The 26,451-nt window shown below is 48.4% G+C and carries 27 protein-coding genes, 1 tRNA gene and 1 pseudogene; 25 read left to right on the plus strand and 4 right to left on the minus strand.

Going from position 1 to position 26,451, the window contains the following annotated elements; translation table 11 throughout:
* The first annotated feature begins 20 nt into the window (after positions 1-20).
* The 11 genes from GLV81_RS01980 to GLV81_RS02030 all read left to right on the plus strand — a co-directional run bounded on the left by GLV81_RS01980 (position 21) and on the right by GLV81_RS02030 (position 11,484).
* Positions 21-1,211 carry a glycosyltransferase family 4 protein gene (locus GLV81_RS01980; protein ID WP_157476380.1) on the plus strand — a complete coding sequence of 397 codons (1,191 nt, stop codon included), beginning with the start codon at positions 21-23 and terminating at the stop codon, positions 1,209-1,211.
* A gap of 149 nt (positions 1,212-1,360) precedes the next feature.
* Positions 1,361-2,239, plus strand: a complete 879-nt coding sequence (locus GLV81_RS01985) for a MerR family transcriptional regulator (RefSeq protein ID WP_157476382.1) — start codon at positions 1,361-1,363, stop codon at positions 2,237-2,239.
* 169 nt (positions 2,240-2,408) lie between these two features.
* Positions 2,409-2,909, plus strand: a complete 501-nt coding sequence (locus GLV81_RS01990; RefSeq protein ID WP_157476384.1) for an RNA polymerase sigma factor — start codon at positions 2,409-2,411, stop codon at positions 2,907-2,909.
* A gap of 83 nt (positions 2,910-2,992) precedes the next feature.
* Complete coding sequence (locus tag GLV81_RS01995) at positions 2,993-4,477, plus strand: phytoene desaturase family protein (RefSeq protein ID WP_157476386.1); 1,485 nt, start codon at positions 2,993-2,995, stop codon at positions 4,475-4,477.
* 151 nt (positions 4,478-4,628) lie between these two features.
* Positions 4,629-5,390, plus strand: coding sequence for a phytoene/squalene synthase family protein (locus GLV81_RS02000; protein WP_246186185.1), 762 nt, complete (start codon positions 4,629-4,631; stop codon positions 5,388-5,390).
* 54 nt (positions 5,391-5,444) lie between these two features.
* Positions 5,445-5,984, plus strand: coding sequence for an isopentenyl-diphosphate Delta-isomerase (idi, locus tag GLV81_RS02005; protein WP_157476389.1), 540 nt, complete (start codon positions 5,445-5,447; stop codon positions 5,982-5,984).
* A 34-nt stretch (positions 5,985-6,018) separates the two neighbouring features.
* Positions 6,019-7,521 carry a 1-hydroxycarotenoid 3,4-desaturase CrtD gene (gene crtD / locus GLV81_RS02010; protein WP_157476391.1) on the plus strand — a complete coding sequence of 501 codons (1,503 nt, stop codon included), beginning with the start codon at positions 6,019-6,021 and terminating at the stop codon, positions 7,519-7,521.
* Entirely contained in the window at positions 7,505-8,215 is a 711-nt protein-coding gene (locus GLV81_RS02015) for a carotenoid biosynthesis protein (protein ID WP_157476393.1), read from the plus strand. The genes crtD and GLV81_RS02015 overlap by 17 nt, the downstream gene beginning before the upstream one ends.
* 96 nt (positions 8,216-8,311) lie before the next feature.
* Positions 8,312-8,797 carry a sterol desaturase family protein gene (locus GLV81_RS02020; protein ID WP_157476395.1) on the plus strand — a complete coding sequence of 162 codons (486 nt, stop codon included), beginning with the start codon at positions 8,312-8,314 and terminating at the stop codon, positions 8,795-8,797.
* Positions 8,798-8,839: 42 nt separating this feature from the next.
* Entirely contained in the window at positions 8,840-10,018 is a 1,179-nt protein-coding gene (locus GLV81_RS02025) for a lycopene cyclase family protein (RefSeq protein WP_197428849.1), read from the plus strand.
* Between the two features lie 59 nt (positions 10,019-10,077).
* On the plus strand, positions 10,078-11,484 hold the full coding sequence (locus tag GLV81_RS02030) for an aminotransferase class V-fold PLP-dependent enzyme (RefSeq protein WP_157476399.1): 1,407 nt from the start codon (positions 10,078-10,080) through the stop codon (positions 11,482-11,484).
* 372 nt (positions 11,485-11,856) lie between these two features.
* Here the strand turns inward: GLV81_RS02030 and GLV81_RS02035 are convergent, their stop codons facing one another.
* Complete coding sequence (locus GLV81_RS02035; RefSeq protein ID WP_157476401.1) at positions 11,857-12,057, minus strand: helix-turn-helix transcriptional regulator; 201 nt, start codon at positions 12,055-12,057, stop codon at positions 11,857-11,859.
* 11 nt (positions 12,058-12,068) lie between these two features.
* The gene (locus GLV81_RS02040) at positions 12,069-12,506 is read right to left on the minus strand and encodes a hypothetical protein (RefSeq protein ID WP_157476403.1); all 438 of its coding nucleotides are present in this window, start codon (positions 12,504-12,506) and stop codon (positions 12,069-12,071) included.
* A gap of 669 nt (positions 12,507-13,175) precedes the next feature.
* Here GLV81_RS02040 and leuC point away from each other — a divergent pair.
* The 7 genes and pseudogenes from leuC (at position 13,176) to GLV81_RS02070 (ending at position 18,834) form a co-directional block, all read left to right on the plus strand.
* A pseudogene (gene leuC / locus GLV81_RS02045) lies at positions 13,176-14,580 on the plus strand (3-isopropylmalate dehydratase large subunit).
* Positions 14,581-14,697: 117 nt separating this feature from the next.
* Positions 14,698-15,294, plus strand: coding sequence for a 3-isopropylmalate dehydratase small subunit (gene leuD / locus GLV81_RS02050; protein ID WP_157476405.1), 597 nt, complete (start codon positions 14,698-14,700; stop codon positions 15,292-15,294).
* Positions 15,295-15,314: 20 nt separating this feature from the next.
* Positions 15,315-15,500 (plus strand): hypothetical protein, encoded by a 186-nt coding sequence (locus tag GLV81_RS20980; RefSeq protein ID WP_281350762.1) that lies wholly within the window; start codon positions 15,315-15,317, stop codon positions 15,498-15,500.
* 41 nt (positions 15,501-15,541) lie between these two features.
* Positions 15,542-16,834: a LeuA family protein gene (locus tag GLV81_RS20985; protein ID WP_281350763.1), complete on the plus strand. Its 1,293-nt coding sequence runs from the start codon at positions 15,542-15,544 to the stop codon at positions 16,832-16,834.
* Between the two features lie 145 nt (positions 16,835-16,979).
* A complete protein-coding gene (gene leuB, locus GLV81_RS02060; protein ID WP_157476407.1) occupies positions 16,980-18,053 on the plus strand; it encodes a 3-isopropylmalate dehydrogenase in 1,074 nt (357 codons plus the stop codon).
* Positions 18,054-18,141: 88 nt separating this feature from the next.
* A complete protein-coding gene (locus tag GLV81_RS02065; RefSeq protein ID WP_157476409.1) occupies positions 18,142-18,714 on the plus strand; it encodes a MarC family protein in 573 nt (190 codons plus the stop codon).
* Positions 18,715-18,762: 48 nt separating this feature from the next.
* Positions 18,763-18,834: transfer RNA gene (locus tag GLV81_RS02070), tRNA-Arg, on the plus strand.
* A 208-nt stretch (positions 18,835-19,042) separates the two neighbouring features.
* On the opposite strand, the gene GLV81_RS02075 is transcribed toward GLV81_RS02070, so the two are convergent.
* Positions 19,043-19,723, minus strand: a complete 681-nt coding sequence (locus GLV81_RS02075; protein ID WP_157476411.1) for a hypothetical protein — start codon at positions 19,721-19,723, stop codon at positions 19,043-19,045.
* A gap of 169 nt (positions 19,724-19,892) precedes the next feature.
* Here GLV81_RS02075 and GLV81_RS02080 point away from each other — a divergent pair, with 169 nt between their 5' ends.
* From GLV81_RS02080 to GLV81_RS02105, 6 genes are all read left to right on the plus strand, one after another.
* Positions 19,893-20,669, plus strand: coding sequence for a hypothetical protein (locus GLV81_RS02080; RefSeq protein ID WP_157476413.1), 777 nt, complete (start codon positions 19,893-19,895; stop codon positions 20,667-20,669).
* A gap of 67 nt (positions 20,670-20,736) precedes the next feature.
* Positions 20,737-21,237 carry a hypothetical protein gene (locus GLV81_RS02085; RefSeq protein ID WP_157476415.1) on the plus strand — a complete coding sequence of 167 codons (501 nt, stop codon included), beginning with the start codon at positions 20,737-20,739 and terminating at the stop codon, positions 21,235-21,237.
* A gap of 42 nt (positions 21,238-21,279) precedes the next feature.
* Positions 21,280-21,741, plus strand: coding sequence for a 2-dehydro-3-deoxyphosphooctonate aldolase (locus GLV81_RS02090; protein ID WP_157476417.1), 462 nt, complete (start codon positions 21,280-21,282; stop codon positions 21,739-21,741).
* Positions 21,742-21,794: 53 nt separating this feature from the next.
* Positions 21,795-22,379 (plus strand): hypothetical protein, encoded by a 585-nt coding sequence (locus GLV81_RS02095; protein WP_157476419.1) that lies wholly within the window; start codon positions 21,795-21,797, stop codon positions 22,377-22,379.
* 66 nt (positions 22,380-22,445) lie between these two features.
* Positions 22,446-22,880: a nuclear transport factor 2 family protein gene (locus GLV81_RS02100; protein ID WP_157476421.1), complete on the plus strand. Its 435-nt coding sequence runs from the start codon at positions 22,446-22,448 to the stop codon at positions 22,878-22,880.
* A 61-nt stretch (positions 22,881-22,941) separates the two neighbouring features.
* Positions 22,942-23,712, plus strand: a complete 771-nt coding sequence (locus GLV81_RS02105) for an SDR family oxidoreductase (protein WP_157476423.1) — start codon at positions 22,942-22,944, stop codon at positions 23,710-23,712.
* Between the two features lie 7 nt (positions 23,713-23,719).
* Here GLV81_RS02105 and GLV81_RS02110 read toward each other — a convergent pair whose 3' ends face one another.
* On the minus strand, positions 23,720-24,655 hold the full coding sequence (locus tag GLV81_RS02110; RefSeq protein WP_157476425.1) for an aldose 1-epimerase: 936 nt from the start codon (positions 24,653-24,655) through the stop codon (positions 23,720-23,722).
* Positions 24,656-25,019: 364 nt separating this feature from the next.
* Here GLV81_RS02110 and GLV81_RS02115 point away from each other — a divergent pair, with 364 nt between their 5' ends.
* Entirely contained in the window at positions 25,020-26,030 is a 1,011-nt protein-coding gene (locus GLV81_RS02115) for an NAD(P)H-dependent glycerol-3-phosphate dehydrogenase (RefSeq protein WP_157476427.1), read from the plus strand.
* Positions 26,031-26,451: the final 421 nt, after the last annotated feature.

Consider the following 26,451-nt stretch of genomic DNA (forward strand, 5'->3'; position numbering starts at 1 on the left):
ACTTTTCCAGCCGGGCACACATGGCAAAAATTGCAATCATACTGGGCAGGCTGGTAATAGGTGGTACCACTATGGATACCTTACAGGTAGCCCGTCATTTGCAACAAGAACATGAACTGCTGCTGATAACCGGCGGTGGCCAAAAAGACGAGTTCGAAGCCGCCTATCTCACAGAGCATTTACCTTCTATCCGCCACGAAAGAATACAAGGTTTTGGCGGGAGTATTCAGCCCTGGCAAGACTGGCAATCGTACCGCCAGCTGCGCAAAGTACTGCGCCGTTTTCAGCCGGATATCGTACATACACATACCGCCAAAGCAGGGCTCGTAGGCCGTTTGGCGGCAGCCGCCGAAAAAGTGCCTGTCATTGTGCACACCTATCATGGCCTGCTGTTTCATGGATATTACAAGCCTTGGATAAGCCGGCTGATGGTACGCATGGAACGCTGGCTGGCTGCAAAAACTACCCGCATCATTGCCCTCAGCAATATGCAACGGCAGCAAATAGTAGAACAGTACCGCGTTTGTTCACACGAAAAAATTGCCGTGGTGCCACTTGGCATTGAGCTGGCCGCTTTTCAGGAGCAACGGGAGGAGAAGCGCCGCTATTTCCGCAGCAAATACAAATTGCCCGATTCGGCCATTGCCATTGGCATTGTGGGCCGAATTGTACCCATTAAAAACCATGAGCTGTTTATACAAACCGTAGCATTGCTTCAAAAGGCTCGTCCCCGGCTTCGTTTTTTTGTGGTAGGCGATGGGCATTTGCGCCGCAAACTGCAGCAAACCTGCACCCAGCTTGGTATAGATCAGGCCTATTTTCCTGAAGAACCCCGCCTGGCAACTGTTGTTTTTACTTCTTGGATTACAGAAGTAGATAAAGTGATGGCAGGACTGGATATGATAGTGCTCACATCGCACAACGAAGGCACTCCGGTTTCGCTGATGGAAGCTCAGGCTGCCGGTAAGCCGGTGGTGAGCACCAAAGCCGGCGGCATCGACGATATTGTTATTGATGGAAAAACCGGCTTCACTGTGGCCGAGCATCAACCCGAACAGCTGGCGGAAGCCATAATAAAGATTGCAGACCAGCCTTTATTAATGCAAGCCATGGGCGATGCCGGGCAGGCAATGGCAGAGCAACAGTTTAGAAAAGAACGCCAAGTGAATGATTTGAATAAGCTCTACCTGAGCTTGCTGGCAAATCATTAAACGCAATATGCAGTACTTATCTTTGTGTTTAACTTACCATGGATTTTTTAAAACAATTTGTCGCATTACCTTGTATAGGTATTTGTCACACTAAGGCCTTGCTTTTGTAACTGTGCGACTGGTGGTTAGAAAATCAAAAACAGAGAGCCATGGATGCGTTTACTATTAAAGACCTCGAAAATTTATCCGGCATTAAAGCCCATACCATACGGATTTGGGAGCAGCGGTATACATTTTTGAATCCGCAGCGAACGGATACCAACATCCGTTATTACAACAACCAAGAGCTAAAAACGCTGTTGAATGTGGCCCTGTTGAATAAATACGGGTTCAAAATATCGCACATCGATAAGATGAACCCTGAGGAAATGAAGGAGAAAATTCTTTCCTTATCACAGGTGCAGGCGCAACAAGAACGCATCATCAATGAGCTCATTCAAGCCATGATAGACTTGGATCTCGACAGTTTTGAAGAGATTCTCGACAATTTTATCATGGCACGGGGTATTGAAAAAACCATCACCCAAATCATTTTCCCCTTCCTCGAAAAGATTGGTATTCTGTGGATTACCAACCATATTAACCCAGCGCAAGAGCATTTGGTAACCAATATCATTCGCCAAAAACTCATAGTAGGTATAGAAAGCACGGGTTCGCATTTCCGCAGCGACAAAGCATTGCTTTTGTTTTTGCCCGAGGGTGAACACCATGAGCTGGGCTTGTTGTTTATTTACTACCTGCTCAAAAGCCGTGGCGTAAAAGTGTGGTACCTGGGTGCCAACGTGCCGCTGAAAGATTTGGAATATGTAGTGAGTATGAAAAAGCCCGATTACGTGTATGCTCACCTTACCTCAGTGGCCCATAATTTCAATTTCGATCGCTTTTTGCAGGCCTTTAGTATCAAAATGCCGGGCCAAAAGCTCATCGTTTCCGGTCAGCTTACACAAAACTACAAGAAGAAGCTGCCAGGGGCTATCCAAATGAAATCCTCGCTTTCGGAAGTAATGGAGTACATAGCTATGCTGTAAACCAGCACGTTAGACATAAATTAAAAAGCCGGGCCTGTGCTCCGGCTTTTTTAATGCCCTGCTGTAAAATCTTGTTTTATCTTTTTTTGTTTTTTTTAAACAAAAAGTTTGGAAAGCTGAACAAGAGATGTTTAACTTTATATCCTAATTATTAAACACTCTTTGTGCTATGTCTACGGTAGAATTTGATCAGTTGTTGTTGGATAATGCAGACTTTCTCCGGCCATTCGCGGTTACGCTTACCCGCGACCATGAGACAGCCAACGACCTATTGCAAGAAACAATGTACAGGGCGCTGGCCAACAAGGAAAAGTATAATGTTGGCACCAACATCAAAGCATGGTTGTACACCATCATGCGAAACATTTTCATCAACAATTATCGTAGAAAAGCCAAGCAGCATACCATTTTTGATAGCACCCCCAACGAATTTTTACTCAACTACAATCAATCTGTAGTGGCCAATCCTGCTGAGGGTAACATGAAGTTGAAGGAAATCAACAAGGCGCTGGAAAGCCTTCCGGAAATATTCAAAAAGCCATTCATGCTGTACTTCGATGGATACAAGTACCATGAAATTGCCGATATGCTGCAGGAGCCGCTGGGTACCATTAAGAGCCGCATACACTTTGCCAGAAAGCTCTTAAAAGCCCATCTGGAACGTCATTAAGCGGTTTCAACTTTTTTCAACTATTTTCCATGTCCCGTTAAACAAAACTGACGGGACATTTTTTATTATACAAAGCCAACACGTTGAATAAGAAAGCAGTAGTAATAGGAAGTGGATTTGCAGGAATGTCGGCTGCCAGTTTTTTGGCCAAAAGCGGCTGGCAGGTAACGGTGGTAGAAAAACATACCCTGCCGGGTGGCCGGGCACGCAAGTTTGAAGTGGATGGTTTCACCTTCGACATGGGCCCCAGCTGGTACTGGATGCCCGATGTGTTTGAACGCTACTTTGCCAGTTTTGGCCACAAAGTGGAAGACTATTACAAGCTTATTCGCCTCGACCCATCGTACCGGGTGTACTGGCCCGACGACCACTGGGATATACCGGCAACCTACAGCGAACTGGCCGCTATGCTCGAAAGCGTAGAGCCGGGTGCAGCAGCTGCCTTAGACAAAGTGATGGCAGAAGCAGCGTACAAGTATGAAATCGGCATCAATAAACTGGTGTATAAACCTGGCCAAAGCATAGCCGAGTTTTTAGACAAAGACTTACTGAAGGGGGTATTTCGACTCGATGTTTTTACTTCCATCAAAAAGCATTTTGGCAAGCATTTCAAACATCCCAAAACAAGAGAGTTGCTGGAGTTTCCGGCCCTGTTTTTGGGTGCCCTGCCCGAAGATACGCCTGCCTTATACAGCCTCATGAACTACGCCGATATTAAAGGAGGCACCTGGTTTCCGGAGGGGGGCATGTTTAAGATTGCCGAAGGCATGTACAAAATGGCGGTAGAGCTGGGGGTGCAATTTCTGTTTGAGCACGATGCACAATCAATTGATGTAACAGGCAAGCAAGCCAGGTCGGTAATGGCTTTGCACAAAGGCACACCCGTTGTATTGGAAGCCGATGTAGTGGTGAGTGGTGCCGATTATCATTTTACTGAAACCAAACTGCTGCAGCCGCAATACCAGAGTTACAGCAGCAGCTACTGGAACAGCCGGGTGATGGCGCCCAGTTGTTTGTTGTACTATGTAGGCCTCAAGAAAAAGGTGCCGGGTCTCAAGCATCATTCACTGTTTTTTGATACGGCTTTTGCGCCCCACGCACAAGACATTTATGCTACGCCCCGCTGGCCAAACAAGCCGCTGTTTTACGTAAGTGCCACTTCTGTAACCGATGCCACCCAGGCACCTGCCGATGGCGAAAACCTGTTCTTTTTGATACCGGTAGCAACAGGGTTGGAGGGTGACGATGAAGCGTTGCGCCAACGCTATTTTCAGCAAATCATAGAGCGTTTTGAAGAGCGGCTGGGTACAACCATCAAAGACGATATTGTGTATTACCGCTCCTTTGCCCTCAGCGATTTTGTGCACGACTACAATGCCTTTCGTGGCAATGCTTACGGACTGGCCAATACACTCATGCAAACAGCTATTTTAAAACCTGCAGCCAAGAGTAAAAAGATCAGTAACTTGTATTATACTGGTCAGCTTACTGTGCCCGGCCCTGGTGTACCACCCAGCCTTATCAGCGGCGAAGTGGTAGCCACTCTCATCAACCAAAATTTTAGCTAACTCATCAAACCGAATGCTCGATTGATTGTTACAATGCCTTCAATCTTCATCCGATAAAAACCAAGGCACTCAAGTATGATGCAATTGTTTCACCAGGTAAGCGAAATCTGCAGCCGAGTAACCACGGAGCGATACAGCACTTCGTTTAGCAGTGCTATCCGATTGTTGCATCAGGACTGCGCGGCAGCCCATTCACAATATTTACGGTTTTGTTCGCTTTGCCGATGAAATAGTAGACACTTTTCACGACTTCGATAAGCAGCAATTGTTTCAGGAATTTAAAAAAGAAACCTACGCAGCTTTGGAAAGAGGCATCAGTCTCAATCCCATATTGCATAGCTTCCAGCTCACGGTCAATCAATACCATGTAGACCGCCATTTGATAGAAGCTTTTTTCTATAGCATGGAGCTCGACCTGAGCAGAAAAGTTTATGATGCCAGTGGCTATCAGCAATACATTTATGGCAGTGCAGAAGTGGTAGGCCTCATGTGCCTGCAGGTGTTTTGCGATGGCGATAAAAACTTGTACGACAAACTAAAAGATCCGGCCCGCAGTTTGGGCGCCGCCTTTCAGAAAGTGAATTTTTTGCGGGATGTGAAAGCCGATTATGAAGGCATGGACCGGGTGTATTTTCCCGACTGCGATTTCCGCAATTTCACCAACGAAGAAAAGCGCCAGATTGAGGCCGATATTGAAGCAGATTTTAAAGATGCTTACCAAGGTATCATTCAGCTGCCCATGAAAGCAAGGTTTGGTGTGTATGTTGCCTATAAGTATTATCTCTCGCTGTTCAAAAAAATAAAGCGGCTGGAAGCCCGTCGTATTTTGGAAGAACGCATCCGTATACCCAACTATGGCAAAGCCATGATTGTGGCCAAAGCAGGCCTGCGCAGCCAGTTCAATATTTTATAAGTTTTCTTTTTGGGTAAGGGCATGCATGTTGCTGCTTTTGCCTTTGTTTGCATTATGATTCAAGCATCGCCCGACGTAATACTGGTAAATGAGCAAGATGAACCCATAGGTACCATGGAAAAAATGGCGGCTCATCAGTCGCCTCATTTGCACAGGGCTTTCAGTATTTTTTTGTTTGATAAACAACAACGCATGTTGCTGCAGCAACGGGCCCACAGCAAATACCATAGTGCCGGCTTGTGGACCAACACCTGTTGCAGTCATCCTTACCCCGGTGAGCCTGTAGCTGATGCTGCCGCCCGTCGGCTGAAAGAAGAAATGGGTATTAGTGTGCCCGTTGAAAAAGCTTTTCATTTTACTTATCAGGCCAGCTTCGACAATGGCTTGTACGAATATGAATTTGATCACGTGTTCATTGGTGAAATTGATGATGCTACCATCGAACCGGATCCGGCAGAAGTAGCCGCTTACACTTTTCGTTCCATTGAAGAAATCAATGCCGACATGGCTACTTCGGCACACAAGTACACAGAGTGGTTTAAGATAGCACTGCCATTGGTAGCACAACACCTGAAAGCAAATACGCCTGCATAACTGCAAATAAGTTAGCAATAAAAACAATTAGGAGATGAGTAGCAAAGGCCGGGCAATCATTGTGGGAGCAGGCATCGCCGGATTGGCTACTGCTATTCGCCTGGCAGTGCAAGGCTGGCAGGTGCAAGTGTTTGAAATTAACAGCTATCCTGGTGGTAAACTCAGTTGGTTTGAGCAAGATGGTTATGCATTTGATGCGGGCCCTTCTTTGTTTACCCAGCCGCAATACATTGAAGATTTGTTTGCTCTCGCCAACGAACCCATTCAGGATTATTTTCAATACGTACAGTCAGACGTAGCCTGCCGCTATTTTTTTGCCAATGGCAAACAAGTAACCGCTTGGGCCGATCATAGCAAGTTTGCTGCAGAAATGGAAACCCAACTGGGCGAACCTGCTGCCAATGTACACGCCTATCTGCAACGCTCCGCTACCACCTACAACAAGATTGGAAAACTGTTTGTAGAAAAAAGCCTGCGCCACTGGCGTCAGTTTAGCTGGAAGGAAGTGGCCACAGCCATAAAGCACAGCAGCAAGAGCTTGCTTATGAGTAGTTTGAATGCCTACAACGAGCAGGCATTTACGACGAAAGAAGCTGTGCAGATGTTTAACCGCTACGCCACCTACAATGGCAGCAATCCTTATAAGGCGCCGGGCATGCTCAGCCTCATTCCGCACCTCGAATTGAATGTAGGCACCTTCTATCCTAAAGGCGGCATGATTAGCATTACCAATGCGTTGCATCGGTTGGCCGAAAAGAAAGGCGTTCAGTTTCATTTCAACAGCAAAGTCGATCGCATTATAGAATCTGCCGGCAAAGCAGAAGGAGTAGTAGTGAATGGCCGCAACATCATGGCTGATTTAATTGTGAGCAATGCCGACGTTTATTTTACTTACAAGCATTTGCTGCGCAATGAACTGGCAGCAAAAAAAGTATTGAAACAGGAACGCAGCAGTAGTGCCCTTATTTTTTACTGGGGCATCAAAACATCCTTTCCACAACTGGGTTTACACAATATCTTCTTCAGCGATAACTATGCCGAGGAGTTTCGGCATCTGTTTCAAACCAAATCCTTTTACCCCGACCCAACCGTGTACATCAACATCACTACCAAAATGGAAAGTGGACAGGCACCCGAAGGCAAGGAAAATTGGTTTGTGATGATCAATGCGCCGGCCAATGTAGGCCAGCCTTGGAGCGAATGGATTCCGGAAGCCCGGCAGCGCATCATCAGCAAACTGAGTGCACAACTGCAGTGCGATGTAGAAGCTCTCATCGAAACAGAAGCAGTGCTCGATCCCGTAACCATTGAGCAACGTACGGCCAGCTATATGGGTAGTTTGTATGGCACCAGTAGCAACAGTCGTATGGCGGCATTTTTGCGCCATGCCAACGATAGTGCACAAATACAAGGGCTTTACTTTGTAGGTGGAAGTGTGCATCCGGGTGGTGGTATTCCGCTGTGTATGCAAAGTGCAGCTATCACCGTCAATCTTATTCAAAAACAATACAAGTTGAAGCATGTTGCCCATCACTAATTTCGCCGGACTGTCGCAGCCCGTTCGGGAAAAATGGGCCTTCATCATTGCGCTTGCTTTTCATGTGTCGGGCTTCATCGCCATTGGCATTTTCAAGAGTACATTTTTCATCAGTCTTACCTGGCTCAACTTGTTAGTCTGTCTCGCCTTGGTGCTGTGGACGCAGCCCGACAAAAACCGCTGGTTTTGGTGGTACGCCATTGGCGCTGCAGTTATTGGTTTTGGCACTGAATATATCGGCGTTACCACCGGATTGTTGTTTGGCAATTACAGCTATGGCAGTGTCATGGGTTGGGGTATCAATGGCGTTCCGTTGCTCATTGGTGTACAGTGGTTGGTGACTACGTACTGTGTAGGCGTGGCCATGCACATGCTGCATCATTGGCTGCTCAACCGGCCCAATAGCCGTGCCGCTCAAATGCCCAAAATTTGGCAGGCCTTGTCTGTCGTGTTAGATGGTGCTATGCTGGCGGTGCTATTCGATTGGGTGCTAGAACCCGTAGCCGTATCCTTGGGCTATTGGCAGTGGGCCGGCGGCGAAATCCCGCTATTCAATTATCTTACATGGTACCTCGTCAGTGTGGTTATCTTGGTCTTGTTTCATCAATTCCCTTTTCGCAAACAAAACCTCTTCGCTGTGCATTTGTTACTCATACAGTTCATGTTCTTTTTGCTACTGCGAACGGTGGGATAAAAAGTCGGAAAGACAGGAGACGGTAGTCCGAAGACCAAAGACAAATCTTTTCGAACTTGTGAACTCGTAAACTAATCAACTCGTAAACTAATACATATGCATTGGTCACTTTGGATACTCATTACACTCGGTACATTTTTCGCCATGGAAGGCATTACCTGGGCCACGCATAAATACGTGATGCATGGTTTTTTGTGGTACCTCCACGAAGACCACCACAATCCCCGTGGCCATGTGTTTGAAAAGAACGATGCCTTCTTCCTCATCTTCGCCATTCCCAGCTGGCTCTGCATCATGCTCGGTTTGCAAAACGGTGTGTATTGGGCGGCCGCCATTGGCTTCGGTATTGCCATGTACGGCTTTGCGTATTTCCTGGTGCATGATGTCATTATTCACCAACGCTTCAAATGGTTTACCCGCAGCAATAACATATACGTTCGCACCATTCGGTGGGCACACAAAATGCACCACAAGCACATTGGCAAAGAAGACGGCGAAAGTTTCGGCATGCTCTACGTAGCCAAAACCTACTGGGATAAAGTACGTTCCGACAGGCAACGACAGCAGGCATCCAAAGCGTAATTATTTTGTGCACAAGCTGCAGTAATCCTATTCAACTTCGTTGTGTCACTCCCTTCAACTTCTGGTAATCCTATTCAGCAGTTCGACCACATCATACTCGGTGCCGGTTGTGCGGGTTTGTCGTTGGCGGTACGCATGGCAGCTGAGCCTCGTTTGGCACAACAAAAAATATTAGTCATCGATAAAGCCCCCAAAGCAGGCAACGATCGTACCTGGTGCTTTTGGGAAAAACAACCTGGTTACTTTGAGCATTTGGTGCACCACAGCTGGCAGCAATTGTGGGTGAAACATCCGCAAGGCGCATTGCCCTTGCAGCTCGATGGCTATGCGTACAAAATGATTCGCAGCATCGATTTTTACAAGCATGGCATGCAGCAGTTGGCAGCTGCGCCCAACGTGCAACTGCATTATGGAAACGTACAATCAGTAGATGCAACAAACGGTGTCATTACCACCGATGGCGGTACTTTCAAAGCCACACATATTTTCTCATCGGTACTGCTGCAAGAGCCAGTGATGCAGCCCGATGAGTTTTACCTCCTGCAACATTTTCGCGGTTGGTTTATTGAAACCGAAGAAGATGTGTTTGATGAAGCCGCCGCCGACCTCATGAACTTTCGGGTAAGTCAGGAGCACGGATGCGCATTTATGTACGTGCTGCCACTTAGCAAGCGAAAGGCACTGGTAGAATACACGTTGTTTACCGAAGAAGTACTCACCGATGTGCAGTACGATGCGGGTCTGCAGCAATTCATGCAAGCCGAATTGAAGCTGCACATCTTTCACATCAGCGAAGTGGAAAACGGTATCATACCCATGACCAACCTCCGCTTTCCTGCACAAGAAGGTTGTGTTACTTACATTGGTACTGCCGGTGGCCGTACCAAAGCATCTACTGGATACACCTTTCAGCACATACAGCAGCACAGCGAACAACTTGTAAAAGCCTTGCTCAACAATCAAACTACGGCATTGTCCATGCCACAGCGTTTTCATTTTTACGACAGTGTGCTGCTGCAAATTTTGCATGAGCGAAAGTTGCCCGGTGCCGATGTCTTTTTCCAATTGTTTCAGCGCAATCCTGCGGCCCGTGTACTCCGTTTTTTAGACAACCAAACAAGCCTGTGGCAGGAGCTGCGCCTCATGAACACCACGCCGTGGAAACATTTTGTGCCCGCCGCCCTGCAGCAGCTGCGGCACCTGCGCCGCAAAGTCGGCTGACCTTTGTCACCCAACAAGTCGGCGTTTTTTCGGAGCATTGCGGCCACAACGCCGTTCTTATGATTGCCCAACCAACTACTGCCGGCCTGCAGCAGGCACAAGCATCCTTCTTACAACAGTACCCCGAATTTAGCAGCACCCAACTGCTCGATGACATGCGGGGCACGGAGTACAACCGCCTCGATGCACAGGGCCATTTGTACCTCGATTACACCGGCGGCAATTTGTATGCTGCTTCACAAGTGCAGCGGCATCTGGAACTGTTGCAGCAATCTGTGTTTGGTAATCCGCACAGCACCAATCCTACGTCGCAATTGGCCGGCAAGCTGATAGATGAAACACGCCAGTACATCATCGATTATTTTCAGGCGCATGATTATCACCTCGTCTTTACCGCCAACGCTTCACAAGCATTGAAGATTATTGGCGAGGGCTATCCCTTTCACAACAACGGACATTTTTTGCTGCTGTTCGACAATCACAACTCTGTGAACGGTATACGGGAGTATTGCAAAATGAAAGGCGCTTCGCATACCTACAGCCCGGTAGATATTGAAGACCTGCGGGTGAATGAAAACCAGCTGCAGCAATACCTCGAAGCTCATCCTGATAAAACAAACAAGCTCTTTGCATTTCCGGCACAGTCCAATGTATCGGGTGTGCAGCACAGTTTGGAATGGATTGACAAAGCCCATGCGTTGGGTTGGGATGTGTTGCTCGATGCAGCAGCATTTGTACCCAGCAATCGCCTCAATTTATCGGTGGTGAAACCAGAGTTTGTGTCGATGTCGTTTTATAAAATATTCGGTTACCCAACCGGTTTGGGAGCTTTGTTTGTACACAAAAAAGTATTCGATAAGCTGCACAAACAATGGTTTGCCGGCGGCACTGTCAAGTTTGTGAGTGTGAGCAGCGACAACTTTTTCCTCGCCGAAAACTATGAACGTTTTGAAGACGGAACCCTCAACTACCTCGGCATTCCGGCACTCAAAATAGGCTTCGAGCACATCCATCATATTGGTATCGATACCATTCATAACCGGGTGAGTATGCTTACGGGTTGGTTGCTGCAGCAGCTGCAAAGCCTGCGCCACAGCAATGGCGAAGCATTGGTGCATGTATTTGGCCCCAAAGACACCTCAGCCCGTGGCGGTACCATCATTTTCAATGTATTTGATAGTGCGGGTGTGGCATTGCCCTACCTGCAGGTGGAGGCCGATGCCAACCGCGAAAACATTTCGCTTCGTACAGGTTGCTTCTGCAACCCTGGCATCGACGAAATCAACAACTGCATCAGCACCGATGAGCTCTCGGCCTATTTTACCAGCCGCTCTGGTGGCGATTTTCAAGACATGATTACTGCCCTCGGCCGCATGCGGGGCGCCATCCGCATTTCGCTGGGCCTCGCCAGCAACTTTGCCGATGTGTACCGCTTTGTGCAGTTTTTAAAGCAGTACTTGAAATAGACGGGAAGTCGGGAAGACCGAAAGTCCGAAAGTCCGGAGTTGGTAGTCAGGAGATCGGAGAAATAGTCATGCTGACGATGGAAGCATCTCTGGCATCGAATACGGAAAGTCGGAAAGACCGGAAGTCGGGAGTGGGAAGTCCGAAGTACGTAGATGAGCAACCAAAGTCAACCACACCACTCTACGTCACCTCTCCTGTGGAGAGGATGGGTGAGGTAAATAAAGTCGGAAAGACCGGAAGTCCGAAGACCGTAGAAGAACCACCAAATTCAACCATCCCAATCTACGTCACCTCTCCTGTGGAGAGGACGGGAGAGGTTAATAAAGTTGGCAAGTCCTAATGTCCGTAGTCTGTTGTCTGTCGTCCTTTCCTCAATCTCCCTCTTCCAACTGAAACACTGTTTCTACCGGAACCTGAAACAGGCGGGCAATTTTCAGCGCCAGCACGGTGCTGGGCACGTATTTGTTCAGCTCCATGGCATTGATGGTTTGTCGGCTTACGCCAATTTTTTCCGCCAAATCGGCCTGCGTCATGTTGTGAATGGCTCGTTGTACTTTAATGGTGTTTTGCATGGTGGTAGGGTTTAGTCTTTGGCAGAACGGTTGCTGTACAACAGGTATAAAAAGCGCAGCAAAAAGAAAATCAGAATCGTCAGCATGTTGTGAATCATGAACGAAAGAAAGTCGCTGCCATACACCGCCCAAATACCGATGATGGTAAAAATGAAATTGGCCAGAATAGCCCAATGCCAGGAGCGTAGCCGTAGCTGCTGAATAAATTCATCTTCCTTTTTGGTTCGGGCAAAGCTCATAAAGAGCAAGGCGAGGATGGTACCGCTCAGCGCAATTTCGTCGGTAAAGTTCTGGTTGCCGGTAAACAGATTCCGATCCGTACCCTTGTACGAGAGCCAGGCAAATTCAAAATCGTTGTACAGGTTCATAAAGCCGAGGATGGCAAAAGGAACCAGGAGGCCCAAACCAATGAAGAAGAACCGGTGGGGCAAAGTCAGTTGCTGTTTCATGAGTAAAGATTTATTTACCAAATGTAAAGTATATTTTACAAATAGTAAATAATGGTAGTCAAAAAAGTGTAAAAAAGTCCGATAGACCGGAAGTCCGAAAGTCGGGGGGTGGTGGTAGTCAGTAGTCCGTAGAAGGGGGGAAGCTGTGAAGCGAAGCATCTCTAACATCGACGTCGGAAAGTCTGTAAGTCGGGAGTGGGAAGTCCTGAGTCCGTAGATGAGCAACCAAAGTCAACCACACCACTCTACGTCACCTCTCCTATGGAGAGGACGGGTGAGGTTAAAATCCGAAAGACGGAAAGACCGAAAGTCAGAAAGTCCGGAAGAAGAGAAGATGAAGCCCTGAGCTTGCCGAAGGGCGGCAAGTATGAAAGACCGGAAGACGGAAAGAAAAGTAGTTATAATTCGGTTTTGACTCGCCGAACTAACATCTAACATCTGTCATCCAACATCTCTCAACTACCATCCATCAACCACCAACTACCAACCATTTTCCCCTGTTAGCCAGCGTAATCTGCGGGTAAAAACGATTTGTGCCAAAGGGGGTGAAACGGCTACATTTGCGGCCGTTCGATGTTTTTAAGTATTGAGATTTATTGGTTGATATTTTTTCAATAATATCTCCTGAAGAATGGAAAAACATCAAGAATCATTCAAACCGTTCGCATAATGAGTAATCAAGCTACAACGCTGTTCGACAAAGTATGGGATGCCCACGTGGTGCGTAAAATTGAAGATGGCCCCGATGTATTGTTCATCGACCGCCATTTTATTCATGAAGTAACCAGCCCCGTTGCTTTTTTGGGACTGGAACAACGCGGCATTGGCGTTTTGTACCCCGAACGCACTTTTGCCACCGCCGACCACAATACACCCACCATCAACCAGCACTTGCCCGTGCAAGATCCGCTGAGTGCCAACCAGCTCAAGGCCCTGGAAACCAACTCTGCCAAATACGGCATTTCGCACTGGGGCCTAAACAACCCTAAAAATGGTATTGTACACGTGGTAGGTCCCGAAAACGGCATTACCCTGCCGGGCATGAGCATTGTGTGTGGCGACTCGCATACTTCCACCCACGGCGCCTTTGGTGCCATTGCGTTTGGCATTGGTACTTCCGAGGTAGAAATGGTGCTCTCTTCGCAGTGCATCATGCAGCCCAAGCCGAAGAAAATGCGTATCAGCGTCAACGGACAGCTGCAAAAAGGCGTAGTACCCAAAGATGTGGTGCTCTACATTATCAGTCAGCTCACCGCTGCCGGTGCCACCGGATACTTTGTAGAATTTGCCGGCGATGTGTTTGAAAACATGACGATGGAAGGCCGCATGACCGTGTGCAACATGAGCATCGAAATGGGCGCCCGTGGCGGTATGGTTGCTCCCGATGAAACCACTTTCAACTACATACAGGGCCGCGAAAAAAGCCCCCAAAGGCGAAGCCTGGGACAAGGCGATGGCCTACTGGAAAACGCTGAAAACCGATGCCGGCGCCAGCTTCGACAAAGAATATCAGTTTGATGCGGCCAATATCGAACCCATGATTACCTACGGCACCAACCCGGGCATGGGCATTGGCATCAGCCAAAGCATTCCTACCGCCGAAGCCATTGGCAGTGGTCAGGCCAGCTTCGATAAATCGATGGCATACATGGGATTTCAGCAAGGCGAAGCCATGATGGGCAAAAAAGTAGATTATGTGTTTGTAGGCAGCTGTACCAACGGCCGCATTGAAGATTTCCGGGCCTTCGCTTCGGTGGTTAAGGGCCGTAAAAAAGCCGATCATGTAACCGCATGGATTGTGCCTGGTTCGCACATTGTAGAAGCGCAGATTCGGGAAGAAGGCATTTACGATATTTTGACTGAAGCAGGCTTTCAGCTGCGTCAGCCCGGCTGCTCTGCTTGCCTGGCCATGAACGACGATAAGATACCTGCCGGTAAATATGCCGTCAGTACCAGCAACCGCAACTTCGAAGGTCGCCAGGGCCCCGGTGCCCGTACGCTGCTCGCCAGTCCGCTGGTAGCTGCTGCCGCTGCCGTAACCGGCGTAGTAACCGACCCGAGGGAATTGCTGTAAGGCTGAAAGCCGAAAGCAAAAGGCTAAAGGCAAAATCTCCGTGTGCCTCTGTGCGGACCTCCTTCACCTCTGTGGTAAAAAAATCAGACATCACAAATCAGACATCCGAAATTCTTTATGGCTTACGATAAATTCACCGTGCTTCAATCATCAGCAGTACCCCTGCCTATTGAAAACGTAGACACCGACCAAATCATTCCTGCCCGTTTTTTGAAAGCCACCGAACGCAAAGGTTTTGGCGACAACTTGTTTCGCGACTGGCGATACAACAACGACGATTCGCCCAAGCAAGACTTTGTGCTCAACAATCCCATCTACAGTGGTAAAATACTGGTAGCGGGCAAAAACTTTGGTAGTGGCAGCAGCCGCGAACACGCCGCCTGGGCCATTTACGACTATGGTTTCCGTTGCGTTATCAGCAGCTTCTTCGCCGATATTTTCAAAGGCAACTCACTCAACATTGGCATTTTGCCCGTGACGGTGAGTGCCGAATTTCTCGACAAGATTTTCAAAGCCATTGAAGCCGATCCGAAAACGGAAATCAAAGTAGACCTGCCAGAGCAAAAAGTAACGATTGTAGCTACGGGCGAACAAGAATCGTTCGACATCAATGGCTACAAAAAACACAACATGATGAACGGTTTCGATGACATCGATTACCTGCAATCAGCTAAAGAAGACATCAAGGCATTTGCTGCCCAATCGCTGTATTAACAGCACTTACAACCCACGGCATGAAGAAGCATATCGAAATCATGGACACCACGCTCCGCGATGGTGAACAAACCAACGGCGTCTCTTTCTCTCCATCCGAAAAGCTGACCATTGCGCAGCTCTTGCTGGGCGAAGTAAAAGTGGACCGTGTGGAAATTGCTTCTGCACGGGTATCGGAAGGCGAACTGGAAGCCGTGAAAAAATAACGGGCTGGGCAGCTGCTAATGGCCTGCTCGACCGCATTGAAGTGCTCACGTTTGTGGATGGCGATGTATCTATCAAATGGATGGAAGAAGCCGGCGCTAAAGTGATGAACCTGCTCACCAAGGGGTCGCTCAACCATTTGCAACACCAGTTGAAAAAAACACCGGCGCAGCATTTTCAGGAAGTAGGCGAAGTGCTGGCTTTGGCCGCCAAGCGGGGCATCACCGCCAATGTGTACCTCGAAGACTGGAGCAACGGCATGCGCAACAGTCCGGACTATGTGTACAGCTACCTCGACTTCTTAGCGACACAACCGGTAAAACGGATTTTGCTGCCCGATACGTTGGGCGTACTCATTCCTTCGGAAACCTACGACTACCTCAGCGCTATTGTGCAACGCTACCCCGGTATCCATTTCGATTTTCATGGGCATAATGATTACGACCTCGGCGTAGCCAATGCCCTCGAAGCCATTAAAGCTGGCGTAGATGGCCTGCACCTCACGGTAAATGGCATGGGCGAACGGGCAGGAAATGCCCCACTGGCCAGTGTGATAGCCGTGTTGAATGATTATGTGCCCACCGTAGAAACAGCTGTGGTTGAAAAATCATTGTACTCGGTGAGCAAACTCGTTGAAACCTTCTCCGGATTTAGGGTAGGGCCCAACAAACCCATTGTGGGCGAAAACGTATTTACCCAAACAGCGGGTATACATGCCGATGGCGATAAGAAAAACAATCTGTACTTCAACGATTTGCTGCCGGAGCGATTTGGCCGCAAACGGAAATATGCACTCGGCAAAACTTCGGGCAAAGCCAATATTGAAAACAACCTGGCGCAGCTGGGCATTCAATTGGCCGACGAAGATTTGAAGCGGGTAACACAACGCATCATCGAACTGGGCGACCGTAAGGAAACCGTTACTCAGGCTGATCTGCCTTACATCATCAGCGATGTGCTGGACAGTGCCAGTGTGATTGAAAAAGTGAAAGTAGAGAACTATGTGCTCACCCATAGCAAGGGCCTCAAGCCATCTGCTACTGTACAAATTGTATTCAACGACGAAGTGTTTGAAGAAAATGCACAGGGTGATGGCCAGTACGATGCGTTCATGAACGCCATTAAAAAAGTATACATCAAAAAGAAACTACCGCTGGCTGTGCTCACCGATTATGCGGTGCGTATTCCGCCTGGTGGAAAAACCGATGCCCTCTGCGAAACCATCATTTCCTGGGAGCATAACGGAAAGGAATTTAAGACCCGTGGCCTCGACAGCGACCAAACCGTTTCTGCCATCAAAGCCACGAAGAAAATGCTGAATTTGATTTGGGAATAAGCTGAAGGCAAAAGGAAATAAGGAATAATAAATAAGCAATAAAGAATAAGGAAGTAGAGCCGCAGGTTGAAAACGCTTCACCAACTTTGGAACTTTTGAACCCGTGGAACTCCCGAACATTCAAACACAAACATCAACAACAGCAATGGCAACAAAACACATAGCAGTAGTACCCGGCGATGGTATTGGTAAAGAAGTAACGGCGGTAGGTAAAAAAGTATTGGAAAAAATTGCGGCGAAATATGGCCACACATTTACCTACGAAGAAGCGCTGATTGGCCACGTAGCAATTGAAGCCACCGGCGATCCGTTGCCTGCCGATTCATTAGAAATCATGCGCAACAGCGATGCGGTGTTGTTTGGTGCCGTAGGTCATCCCAAATACGACAATGATCCTTCGGCCAAGGTACGCCCCGAGCAAGGCCTGCTGAAAATGCGCAAGGAACTGGGCTTATATGCCAACCTTCGCCCCATCAAATTATTTGATGAACTGCTCGATGCCAGCAGCATCAAACCCGAAATTTTACGTGGTGCCGATATCTTGTTTTTCAGAGAGCTCACTGGTGATGTATACTTTGGCAAACGGGAACGTATTGAAGACGGCGAGGCCGCTTACGATACCATGATTTACTACAAGTACGAAGTAGAACGCATTGCCCGCAAGGCTTTTGAAGCAGCCATGACCCGTGGTAAAAAACTGATGAGTGTAGATAAGGCCAATGTGCTGGAGAGCAGCCGCATTTGGCGGGAAACGGTACTCGAAGTGGCCAAAGACTATCCTGAAGTAGAACTGGAACACCAGTTTGTAGATGCAGCCGCCATGCTGCTCATCAAAGACCCCCGCCGTTTTGATGTGGTGGTAACCGGCAACCTCTTTGGCGATATCCTTACCGACGAAGCCTCGCAAATTGCAGGCTCTATGGGCATGCTGGCTTCTGCTTCTGTAGGCGATGGCACGGGTGTATACGAACCCATCCATGGCTCAGCCCACGACATCACTGGCAAAGGCCTGGCCAACCCCATGGCTTCTGTGTTATCTGCCGCACTGCTGCTCGATATTTCCTTTGGCATGAAGCAGGAATCGCTGGATGTGATTAACGCCGTAGATGCTGTGCTCAAAGCCGGCTTCCGTACCCGCGACATTGCCAACGCCGATACGCCTGCCGACAAGTTGCTCGGCACCGATACCATTGGTGAAGAAATCTTAAACCGCCTCTAAGGGTAAATGATAGAAGTTTGCAACCTGTGAGGTTTCAAGGCCTCACAGGTTTTTTTATTTTTTCAAACTGACATAACCAGCGTTTCATATGGATATAAGTGCCGTACTCACCATTACGTTTACTCTCTTTGCGGTCATTGATATCATCGGTTCTGTGCCGCTGCTGGCTTCGCTTAAGCAAAAAATGGGGGGCATCAACGAGCTCAAAGCCACACTGATTTCCGGCGGCCTCATGATCCTGTTTTTGTTTGTAGGAGAGCCATTTTTACAATTGTTGGGTATAGATGTAAAATCTTTTGCCGTAGGCGGTTCCATTGTCATTTTTATCCTCGGGCTGGAAATGGTTTTGGGCCACGAGTTTTTCAAAAGCGATGGCGACCCTAAGTCGGGTACGGTGGTGCCCATTGCTTTTCCACTGATTGCCGGTAGTGGTACGCTTACCACTATCATTTCATTGCGGGCCAACTACGATGAAATTCCGGTACTGTTGGGTATTCTGGTCAACCTCATTTTCATTTACCTCGTACTGCACAGTCTCGATTTTATTACCAAACTGTTGGGCCCCGCAGGCATGCTGGCCATCCGCAAGTTTTTTGGGGTAATATTGCTGGCCATTGCGGTAAAAATCTTTGCAGCCAACGCTCCCGGCCTGCTGAGCTAAGGGGTGTTGGCTCTTTAGCGTAATTGTTGCACATTTGCAGCCCGCTACGGCTTCGTAGTACAATGGATAGTATAAGAGTTTCCGAAGCTCCAGATCCAGGTTCGATTCCTGGCGAGGCCACAAGAATAAGCCAGCTACACAGCTGGTTTTTTTGTTTCCGAAACTCCGGATGCAGGTTCCCTGTCTGCTTGACGCAGTCAGGCAGGGATTCCTGGCGAGGCCACAACTTTTTTAATCAGCCTGCATGGCTGATTTTTTGCTTAAAAGCCGATACTTCAATCTTCTATCACCAATCGGCACACCGTTGTAGCAGGGTAAGCGGCCCATTTCATGAAATGAAAACCGGTGGCGGCATCGCTGCCCACAGCACTGCTGTAAGAAGCATCAGAAAAAAGACGTTGCCGTATATCGCCAGCACATGTTCAATCGAATTGTTGCCATCGATACCGCCGTTATTGGTACCATTATCTGTCGATGCCCGCCAGCGTTTGGTGGCCGGATTGTAGCTCATGCGGCAGCTGCCAAATACAGATACACCTGTACTGTTGGCATCAAAACTGCTCATCGATACAATCGCCAAACAGCCTTCTTCATCGGCACAGGCATCGGTAATAATATTATCAGGGATAGCAATGCTGCTGCCTGTTGGGTGCGACGCATTCAGCTCCCACACATAGCGGCGCTTTTCCACAGTACTGCTGGTAAAAGTGCTGCTGCCATTCACCGATTTCAACCGTACAAACTGGTTCATGTTGGCCAGCTCTACCCAATCGGTATTTTGCATGAGCCAAAACGATTGCGTGTCTGTATCAAACACCATCAAACCAGTAGCGGCATTGAGTATGTTTTTACGTTGTGTGCTGGTCATGCGGGGCATTAGCAATCCCCGGCTGTTGTCTTCAATGTCCAATGCAGCACTGGCATCAGGCTTTGTGGTGTTGATACCCACTGGCTGCGCCAACAAGTTGCTGCAATACAAAAAGCATAGAATGGTAATTATTTTTTTCATGGGAAAAGGGAAGAGATAGTAGCTATAAAGAAACGGGATTGCCAACAGCCCCACAATGGGCCATTAGGCGTATGGCGGCAAGAGATCTATACAAATGCTGGCTGAAAGAATCTTTTTCTACTGCATCTTGCATGCCTGTTTACCATTGCTCCGCAACCATCATTTGTATATGAACTGTAGAAAAACCGCTTGTTTGTGGATGACCACATTGCTGATGTTAATCGTCTCGCAGGCAGGCGCACAACTGGGTGGCCGGCATGGCTTTTACAGCAGCCATCGATTTCCTGTACAATCTTTTCAACCCGCCCAACTGTTTTTTGCAGGCGATTCTTCCTGGGTGGGTTTTATCTCAATTGCCGGTAATGCCAACGCCGACAACGGCTACATCAATGAACTGGCGTTTGTTTCCAGCTTACCCAATGATACCACAGCCGTGCTGAAAGGCAGCTCCGTGATGCGGTTGCAACTGGCCGATAGCATTCGCTACATTCAACTGAAAGAAGGTGGCAAACTGGTCTTTCAGCAAATGGGGCACATGAGTTTTCTGATGCGGATTTTGTACGAAACCCCAAAGGTGCTGCACACCTGTTTGTACAGAGACAGCTGGGAAATACTCTCCTCGAAAACTGCCGCCAAAGAGAGCTACAATACTTTTTTTGTACTCAAAGACAAAGGCCCTGTGCAGGCCGTGCAGGGCGTAGCTATGTATAGTCCCAAATTTGCGGCCCGCAGAAGTGAGAAAGCCTTCGTCAAAATGTTTGCTGCCCACCCGGCTATTGTAGAAAGGCTTACGCAAAAGGACTTCTTTTTGATGCGGCAGGTATGCAACAACTCCTGCAGCAATACAGCGAAGCACAATAAGCTTGCTGCCCAATTGCCTGCTGTTTTTTTACCTGCTGTGGAAACAGGTAAGATTTTCATCTTAGCATTACAACCATTGGCGTAGAAAATAACTCTTGTAATGTAGGTGCAATGGTCTATTTAACTAACTTAACAGCATAAATACCTGACCGATGAAGAAAATCCTGTTGATGATGAGTCTGGCACTCACCAGCTTTTTGGCGCAAGCTCAAAACGACCTGCCCGATTGGGACGCCATTCGCTTGCAAGTAAAAGAAGATTACAACGCCACCGCCAACCGGGCTGCCTGGCAGGCCGCTGCTTATTTGCTCACCCACCCCATCGACAAAGAAGACAAACTGCGGGGCAGTGCTACCCGCTATGTCATTGAATGGATGACCGGCTCACCCGATTATTCTTTTACCATTGATGCAAAAGCCATGCGATTTGCCAAAGACAACGATGATTGGATGGCCCTGTTTTTGGCTGGCATGGTATATTATGCTGTATCCAACAATGCGCCCAAAGCCGATCCGAAACTGGTTACACTCGAAGCCTGTAAACAAGTGGTGGCTTATGCCAAAAATCCGGAGAACCGCATCCGACCCAACGCCGAATTCAAAAAAATGATCAAGGCGGCCGACGAAGGCAAGCTGAGCGAATACCTGAAATAGCACTAGCACGTATATACATTGATGCAACCTAAACAAAACATTATGAGAGTCATTGCTTTGATGCTAATGGCCGCAGTCCTCACCGGATGTGCCGCAAAACGAAAGTCAGCCACAACGGCCACGGCCAGTACCTCCGGCGATAGCCGCACAGTAGCAGTCACTATGTTGAACAACAACACATACCTGCTTGCTACGGCCAGTGCCGATGAACGGTATGCTTTCAGTAAAGATTTTCCGGTGAAAGTAGGCGGTGGTTTTGGAGAAGGCCCCCTCAACGAACGCCGCTTTTTAAATGCATTGCTGGGCCCCGAAGGCCAACTAGTGCATTACACCCGCATGGGCAGTTGCTGCGGTTTTACCACACCCAATAGTCCCATGGGTACCGGCCTGCTCGATCGCTACAAAGTATACTGGGAAGGAGCTACAGACACCAGCTATCTCTATCTCAACATGTACGACAAAGCCGATCTCTTCATTCCCAAAGGCTTTACTGCAAAGCAGTAGGGCCAATGATGAATGTCATAAGACCAGCCTGCTGAAAACAATAGTTTGGCGGCATGAATCTCTTCCAGACTATTGCTGTATACAGCATCTCAATCATTACCTGCAGCATGTGCTGCAGCAATTCTTCATTGGCACAGGCACAGCCCATCGATTCAACCTCCCGTCATTGGCAGGCTGGTGCTGAACTGGATGTATTGCCCTATGCTACCGGTGGTTATTTTGCTGCAGGGTGGGTGGGCAAAAAACAGCTGCGGTTGAGAAGCCTGTATGCAGTTGTGAACAAACCTTCTTTTTTATTGCCAGATGGTTTTGCTGCTTACAAAATTCAATCGGCAGCCGTGTTGGTAGATTATTTCAGGAAGCCCAACTGGCAAGGCTTTTGGGTAGGCGCTGGTTTGGTGTATTGGAACAACGAACTACGGACTGATGCAAATCAATCTACCGGACAATTCAACTTGTGGCTGGCCAATGGCAGCATGGGCTATCACTGGCGTTTGGGCAAGCGGTTCTATATTTCGCCATGGGCAGGCATGAGTATGCGTATAGCTGGAGCCAAGGCCGTAGCGGCAGGTCCGCTTTCGTACAAACCACCCTTTCTCAACCCCGAGTTGTCTGTAAAGGGCGGTATTATTTTGTAACTGCAATACGGTAGCACCCGCAGTGCATGATTGGATGCTGTATTTTCATGCTACAACACATTATCCATGAACATGCGTTTCACTTTCTTACTGATGGCTTTCGGCCTCTGCACTACTTTGTTGGCTCAACAAACACCTGCCGAAAAATTTGTAGCCAACTTAGCACAGCAAAAAAACAAATGGCTGATAGCCCAACGCTACGACAGTCTGCGCAACATACTCGATGCCCGCTGCCTCTATGTGCACAGCAACGGCTGGACGCAAAATGCTACCGAAGTAATTGCAGACATGCAATCGGGTAAACTCCGCTATCAAAAAATACACTTTTCCGATGTACAGGCCCGCCAGTTTGAAAGCATGGTGATTGTAACCGGCAAAGGACAGTTTGAAGGCAACATGCAGGGCAAAACCTTCGCCATACAATTGGCATTTACCGAAGTATATGTAAAACGCAAAGCCAGTTGGAAACTGGTGAGCCGCCACGCCTGCAAAATCGAGTAAGCAGCGGGCATTGTTGCTTGTATTTTCGCAGCTTTCATTGTATACAGAACAATCAGCCAATATGGATTTACAGATTTCGCAGCAGCACTTTTTGGTATGTGGAGCCTCGGGTGGTTTTGGCAAAGCCATCGCCGAAACCTTGTTGCAGGAAGGGGCGCAAGTAACTGCTGTGGCCCGCTCAGCCGACAAGCTACAAGCCTTGCAAACAGCCTATCCGAAGCAAGTAAAAACTGTGGTGGCCGATGTGACTTCGGAAGAAGGTTTGCAAATAATTACTACAGCAATACAACAGCCGTTGCATGGCATGTTGCTCAATGCAGGTGGCCCGCCGGCCATGTCGGCACTCGAAGCCACACTGCCCGATTGGGATAACGCTTATGCATCTGTGCTGCGTTGGAAAATTGCATTGTTGAAAGCTTTGCTGCCTGCCATGCAGGCACAACAATACGGCCGCATTGTAAGCATCGAAAGTGTAAGCGTAAAACAGCCTGTTGAAAATTTGGTATTGAGCAATGCCATTCGCATGGCGGTGGTGGGTTATCTCAAAACATTATCGCAGGAAGTAGCAGGGCAGGGCATCACCATCAACATCATGGCGCCGGGCTATCATGCCACCGATGCCATGAACCGCTTGTTCGATAAAAAAGCAGTTGTAGCAGGTATTAGCCGCGAAGACGCCGCTGCGGCAATGGCACAACAGATACCGGTAGGCCGCTTGGGTACGGCTACAGAATTTGCTTCACTGGCGGCATGGTTGTTTAGCCCGCACAGTGGTTTTGTAACCGGACAAACCTTTGCCATAGAAGGCGGTTTGTACAAAGGCAGTATGTAAGGTTTGCTTAAGTAAGCTGCACAAATTCGTACGAACAGCTAAAGCCAATTCTTTCATCGGGCTCCAGCTCTATCAGGCCCATGCGGTTGTTGAATACATCGGGTGCAGCACTCAGGTTTTCAATAGCAATACTTTGCCGGTGCGGTGGCGTGTACACCTGTAAGTACGGGTAATTTTCATTGGCATAAATGCAAATGGCGTTACCACTGTGTGGGTCTTGCAATACGCATGCCGGCTCCTGGCTGCTGCGGGTGAGCAAAAAGCAATTGTCGAGTTCGGTATTTGCCAGCATGGCGCCATCGGTAAAGCGCTGATCGGGTTTGAGCACACCGGTAGGAATCAAGGCAGCATCAAATTCGAGTATCGTATCGGTGGCTATTTGCAAGTGCAAATCATTTACACTATTGCCCAATTTAAAATACGGATGCCAGCCATCAGCCAGTGGTATAGTGCTGCTGTGGCGGTTGGTTACTTCTGTGTTGATGGCAATTTTTCCTGACTGCAGGGTGTATGTAACCGTCATGTCGAACGGGAAAGGATAGCCTGCATCTGTAGCGTTGTAGCGGTGCTGCAAAATAGCCATGGCCGGATCGTCTGTGGCTTCGTGGTGCAGTATCTCAAAGGGCACATTGTACAGCAAGCCATGCAAAGCTGCATCGTTGAGGATGAACTTGCCAATTTTGTATTGAGTGCCTTCGTATTCGTACAACTGCTGGTTGAGCCGGCATACATAAGGCGACAACTTGCAACTCCTGAAACCTTTGGCTTCGGCATGGGCCACAAAATCTTCGGGGCTGTCGTAGCCATCAATCAGTTCGATGGTGCTGCCGTTTACATGCTGTGTCCAGCGGTTGAGCAGGGCGCCATGTGCCGGCCAAATTTCGGCGGTTGTGCCTTCGGCAGACAGCGTAACGCGGCCCTCGTGTATGCTTACATAGTTCATGCCGTAAATGTACGAGTGGGAAATTGAGATAGGACGCGGATTTTTGATGGGACACGGATTTTCACGGAAACAAAAAATACAAGGCTTAAAGCTGAAGGCCGAAGGCCAAAAGCTAAATCCTCTGATAGCTCTGTGCCCTCTGTGCGACAAAAACCTCCGACGCAAAAAGCTAAAGGCCGAAAGCTACAAGCAAACCCTCTGTGCCCTCCAAATCTCTGTGCGAAACATACACTCATTTGCCGAAGGCAAATAACCCTCCATGCCTCGTTGCGAAAACACTTATTGTAACTCAAATCAGAAATCAGCCATCAGAAATCATACATCAGACATCAATCCTTGTTTTCTTTGCAGCAAAGTGAGGAATATGCAGATGGGAATTATTGGCGGCGGCAGCTGGGCTACCGCACTGGCCAAATTGCTGACAGACAACGGACATGCCATTCACTGGTGCCTGCGCAGCGAAACGAGTATTGCGCATTTGCAAAAACGCCGCCACAATCCGCATTACCTCAGCAGTGTGTATTTCAATCCGGAATTGCTCACACTCAGCACCGATGCGGCCGCTACCATTGCCGCCTGCGATACCGTTTTAATCTGTGTGCCGAGCTCTTACGTACTGGAAACATTTCAGTATTTACCAGCTACAGCGTTCGAAGGCAAGCGGGTCATCTCTGCCGTCAAAGGCATTTTACCCACCGAAAAATTTCAGCTGCTCAATGAGTGGCTGCACGAAAAATTTGCGCTGCCCACCGAACATTATTTCACCATCATGGGCCCCTGCCATGCCGAAGAAGTAGCGGCTGAAAAACTGTCGTACCTTACGTTTAGCGGTGAAGATGTGCCTGCTGCCACAGCCATTGCAGCCATGTTCAAAACCGACTACCTCAACACCGTGGTGAACCACGACATCTGGGGTACGCAATATGCCGCTACGCTCAAAAACATTTACGCCGTCGGTGCCGGCATTGCCCATGGCCTGGAGTATGGCGATAACTTTTTGAGTGTGTACATCGCCAATGCCGCTGATGAATTGGTGCATTTTATCCGCAAAGTGATGGAGCTGAAACAAGCACCTGATGCCGGTAAAATCAACTACTCCAGCAGCGTGTACCTCGGCGATTTGTTGGTAACCTGCTACTCGCTGTACAGCCGCAACCGTACGTTTGGCAACATGATTGGCAAGGGCTACAGCGTAAAAGTGGCGCAGCTCGAAATGAACATGGTGGCCGAAGGATACCCTGCCAGCCGCGGCCTGTATTTTACCAACCAAACCGTGCTGGCGCACATGCCCATTGCCACTACCATCTACCGTATTTTGTGGGAAGGACTGCCTGCCGCCGAAGGCTTCGCCGCCATTGAGCAGGTGTTGCAGTGAGGCATTCTTTTGCGCAAAAAGAGAAGCTCAATATATCAGGCAACCTACTTTCAGAAGCACGACATCAGGGTGTTATAGCTGGGCACTACAGTAGCACCATTGCTACATCAGGGTACCCACCCGAGATTTGGGTGTAATAAATCTCGGGGGCCTTTTTTGGGTACCTTTTTGGGCAAGCAAAAAGGTACAAATGCCTTTCTTGAATTGGGTATTTAAAAGCAACGAAGGCTGCCATACTTACCGCTCATCAAGCCACCACTGGGGCTTAACGTTTTGCTATACCTACACTGCAACAGCAATTCGTACCTTGTTGTACAACCATGCCTCTATCATTTTCCATATTGGGCGATTACGCCAGCCTTGCAGCACTCGGCCTTATCTTATTGGCCAAGGCCATACACTATGCGTGGCGCAAATTCAG

The organism is Phnomibacter ginsenosidimutans, assembly GCF_009740285.1.
In the GTDB taxonomy this organism is placed as follows: domain Bacteria; phylum Bacteroidota; class Bacteroidia; order Chitinophagales; family Chitinophagaceae; genus Phnomibacter; species Phnomibacter ginsenosidimutans.

What these genes read in the sequence shown, in the direction of transcription:
- GLV81_RS01980 (WP_157476380.1), top strand. Translation starts at nt 21, where the DNA reads ATGGCAAAAATTGCAATCATACTGGGCAGGCTGGTAATAGGTGGTACC.
- GLV81_RS01985 (WP_157476382.1), top strand. Translation starts at nt 1,361, where the DNA reads ATGGATGCGTTTACTATTAAAGACCTCGAAAATTTATCCGGCATTAAA.
- GLV81_RS01990 (WP_157476384.1), top strand. Translation starts at nt 2,409, where the DNA reads ATGTCTACGGTAGAATTTGATCAGTTGTTGTTGGATAATGCAGACTTT.
- idi (WP_157476389.1), top strand. Translation starts at nt 5,445, where the DNA reads ATGATTCAAGCATCGCCCGACGTAATACTGGTAAATGAGCAAGATGAA.
- crtD (WP_157476391.1), top strand. Translation starts at nt 6,019, where the DNA reads ATGAGTAGCAAAGGCCGGGCAATCATTGTGGGAGCAGGCATCGCCGGA.
- GLV81_RS02015 (WP_157476393.1), top strand. Translation starts at nt 7,505, where the DNA reads ATGTTGCCCATCACTAATTTCGCCGGACTGTCGCAGCCCGTTCGGGAA.
- GLV81_RS02020 (WP_157476395.1), top strand. Translation starts at nt 8,312, where the DNA reads ATGCATTGGTCACTTTGGATACTCATTACACTCGGTACATTTTTCGCC.
- GLV81_RS02030 (WP_157476399.1), top strand. Translation starts at nt 10,078, where the DNA reads ATGATTGCCCAACCAACTACTGCCGGCCTGCAGCAGGCACAAGCATCC.
- GLV81_RS02035 (WP_157476401.1), bottom strand. Translation starts at nt 12,057, where the DNA reads ATGCAAAACACCATTAAAGTACAACGAGCCATTCACAACATGACGCAG.
- GLV81_RS02040 (WP_157476403.1), bottom strand. Translation starts at nt 12,506, where the DNA reads ATGAAACAGCAACTGACTTTGCCCCACCGGTTCTTCTTCATTGGTTTG.
- leuD (WP_157476405.1), top strand. Translation starts at nt 14,698, where the DNA reads ATGGCTTACGATAAATTCACCGTGCTTCAATCATCAGCAGTACCCCTG.
- GLV81_RS20980 (WP_281350762.1), top strand. Translation starts at nt 15,315, where the DNA reads ATGAAGAAGCATATCGAAATCATGGACACCACGCTCCGCGATGGTGAA.
- leuB (WP_157476407.1), top strand. Translation starts at nt 16,980, where the DNA reads ATGGCAACAAAACACATAGCAGTAGTACCCGGCGATGGTATTGGTAAA.
- GLV81_RS02065 (WP_157476409.1), top strand. Translation starts at nt 18,142, where the DNA reads ATGGATATAAGTGCCGTACTCACCATTACGTTTACTCTCTTTGCGGTC.
- GLV81_RS02075 (WP_157476411.1), bottom strand. Translation starts at nt 19,723, where the DNA reads ATGAAAAAAATAATTACCATTCTATGCTTTTTGTATTGCAGCAACTTG.
- GLV81_RS02080 (WP_157476413.1), top strand. Translation starts at nt 19,893, where the DNA reads ATGAACTGTAGAAAAACCGCTTGTTTGTGGATGACCACATTGCTGATG.
- GLV81_RS02085 (WP_157476415.1), top strand. Translation starts at nt 20,737, where the DNA reads ATGAAGAAAATCCTGTTGATGATGAGTCTGGCACTCACCAGCTTTTTG.
- GLV81_RS02090 (WP_157476417.1), top strand. Translation starts at nt 21,280, where the DNA reads ATGAGAGTCATTGCTTTGATGCTAATGGCCGCAGTCCTCACCGGATGT.
- GLV81_RS02095 (WP_157476419.1), top strand. Translation starts at nt 21,795, where the DNA reads ATGAATCTCTTCCAGACTATTGCTGTATACAGCATCTCAATCATTACC.
- GLV81_RS02100 (WP_157476421.1), top strand. Translation starts at nt 22,446, where the DNA reads ATGAACATGCGTTTCACTTTCTTACTGATGGCTTTCGGCCTCTGCACT.
- GLV81_RS02105 (WP_157476423.1), top strand. Translation starts at nt 22,942, where the DNA reads ATGGATTTACAGATTTCGCAGCAGCACTTTTTGGTATGTGGAGCCTCG.
- GLV81_RS02110 (WP_157476425.1), bottom strand. Translation starts at nt 24,655, where the DNA reads ATGAACTATGTAAGCATACACGAGGGCCGCGTTACGCTGTCTGCCGAA.
- GLV81_RS02115 (WP_157476427.1), top strand. Translation starts at nt 25,020, where the DNA reads ATGCAGATGGGAATTATTGGCGGCGGCAGCTGGGCTACCGCACTGGCC.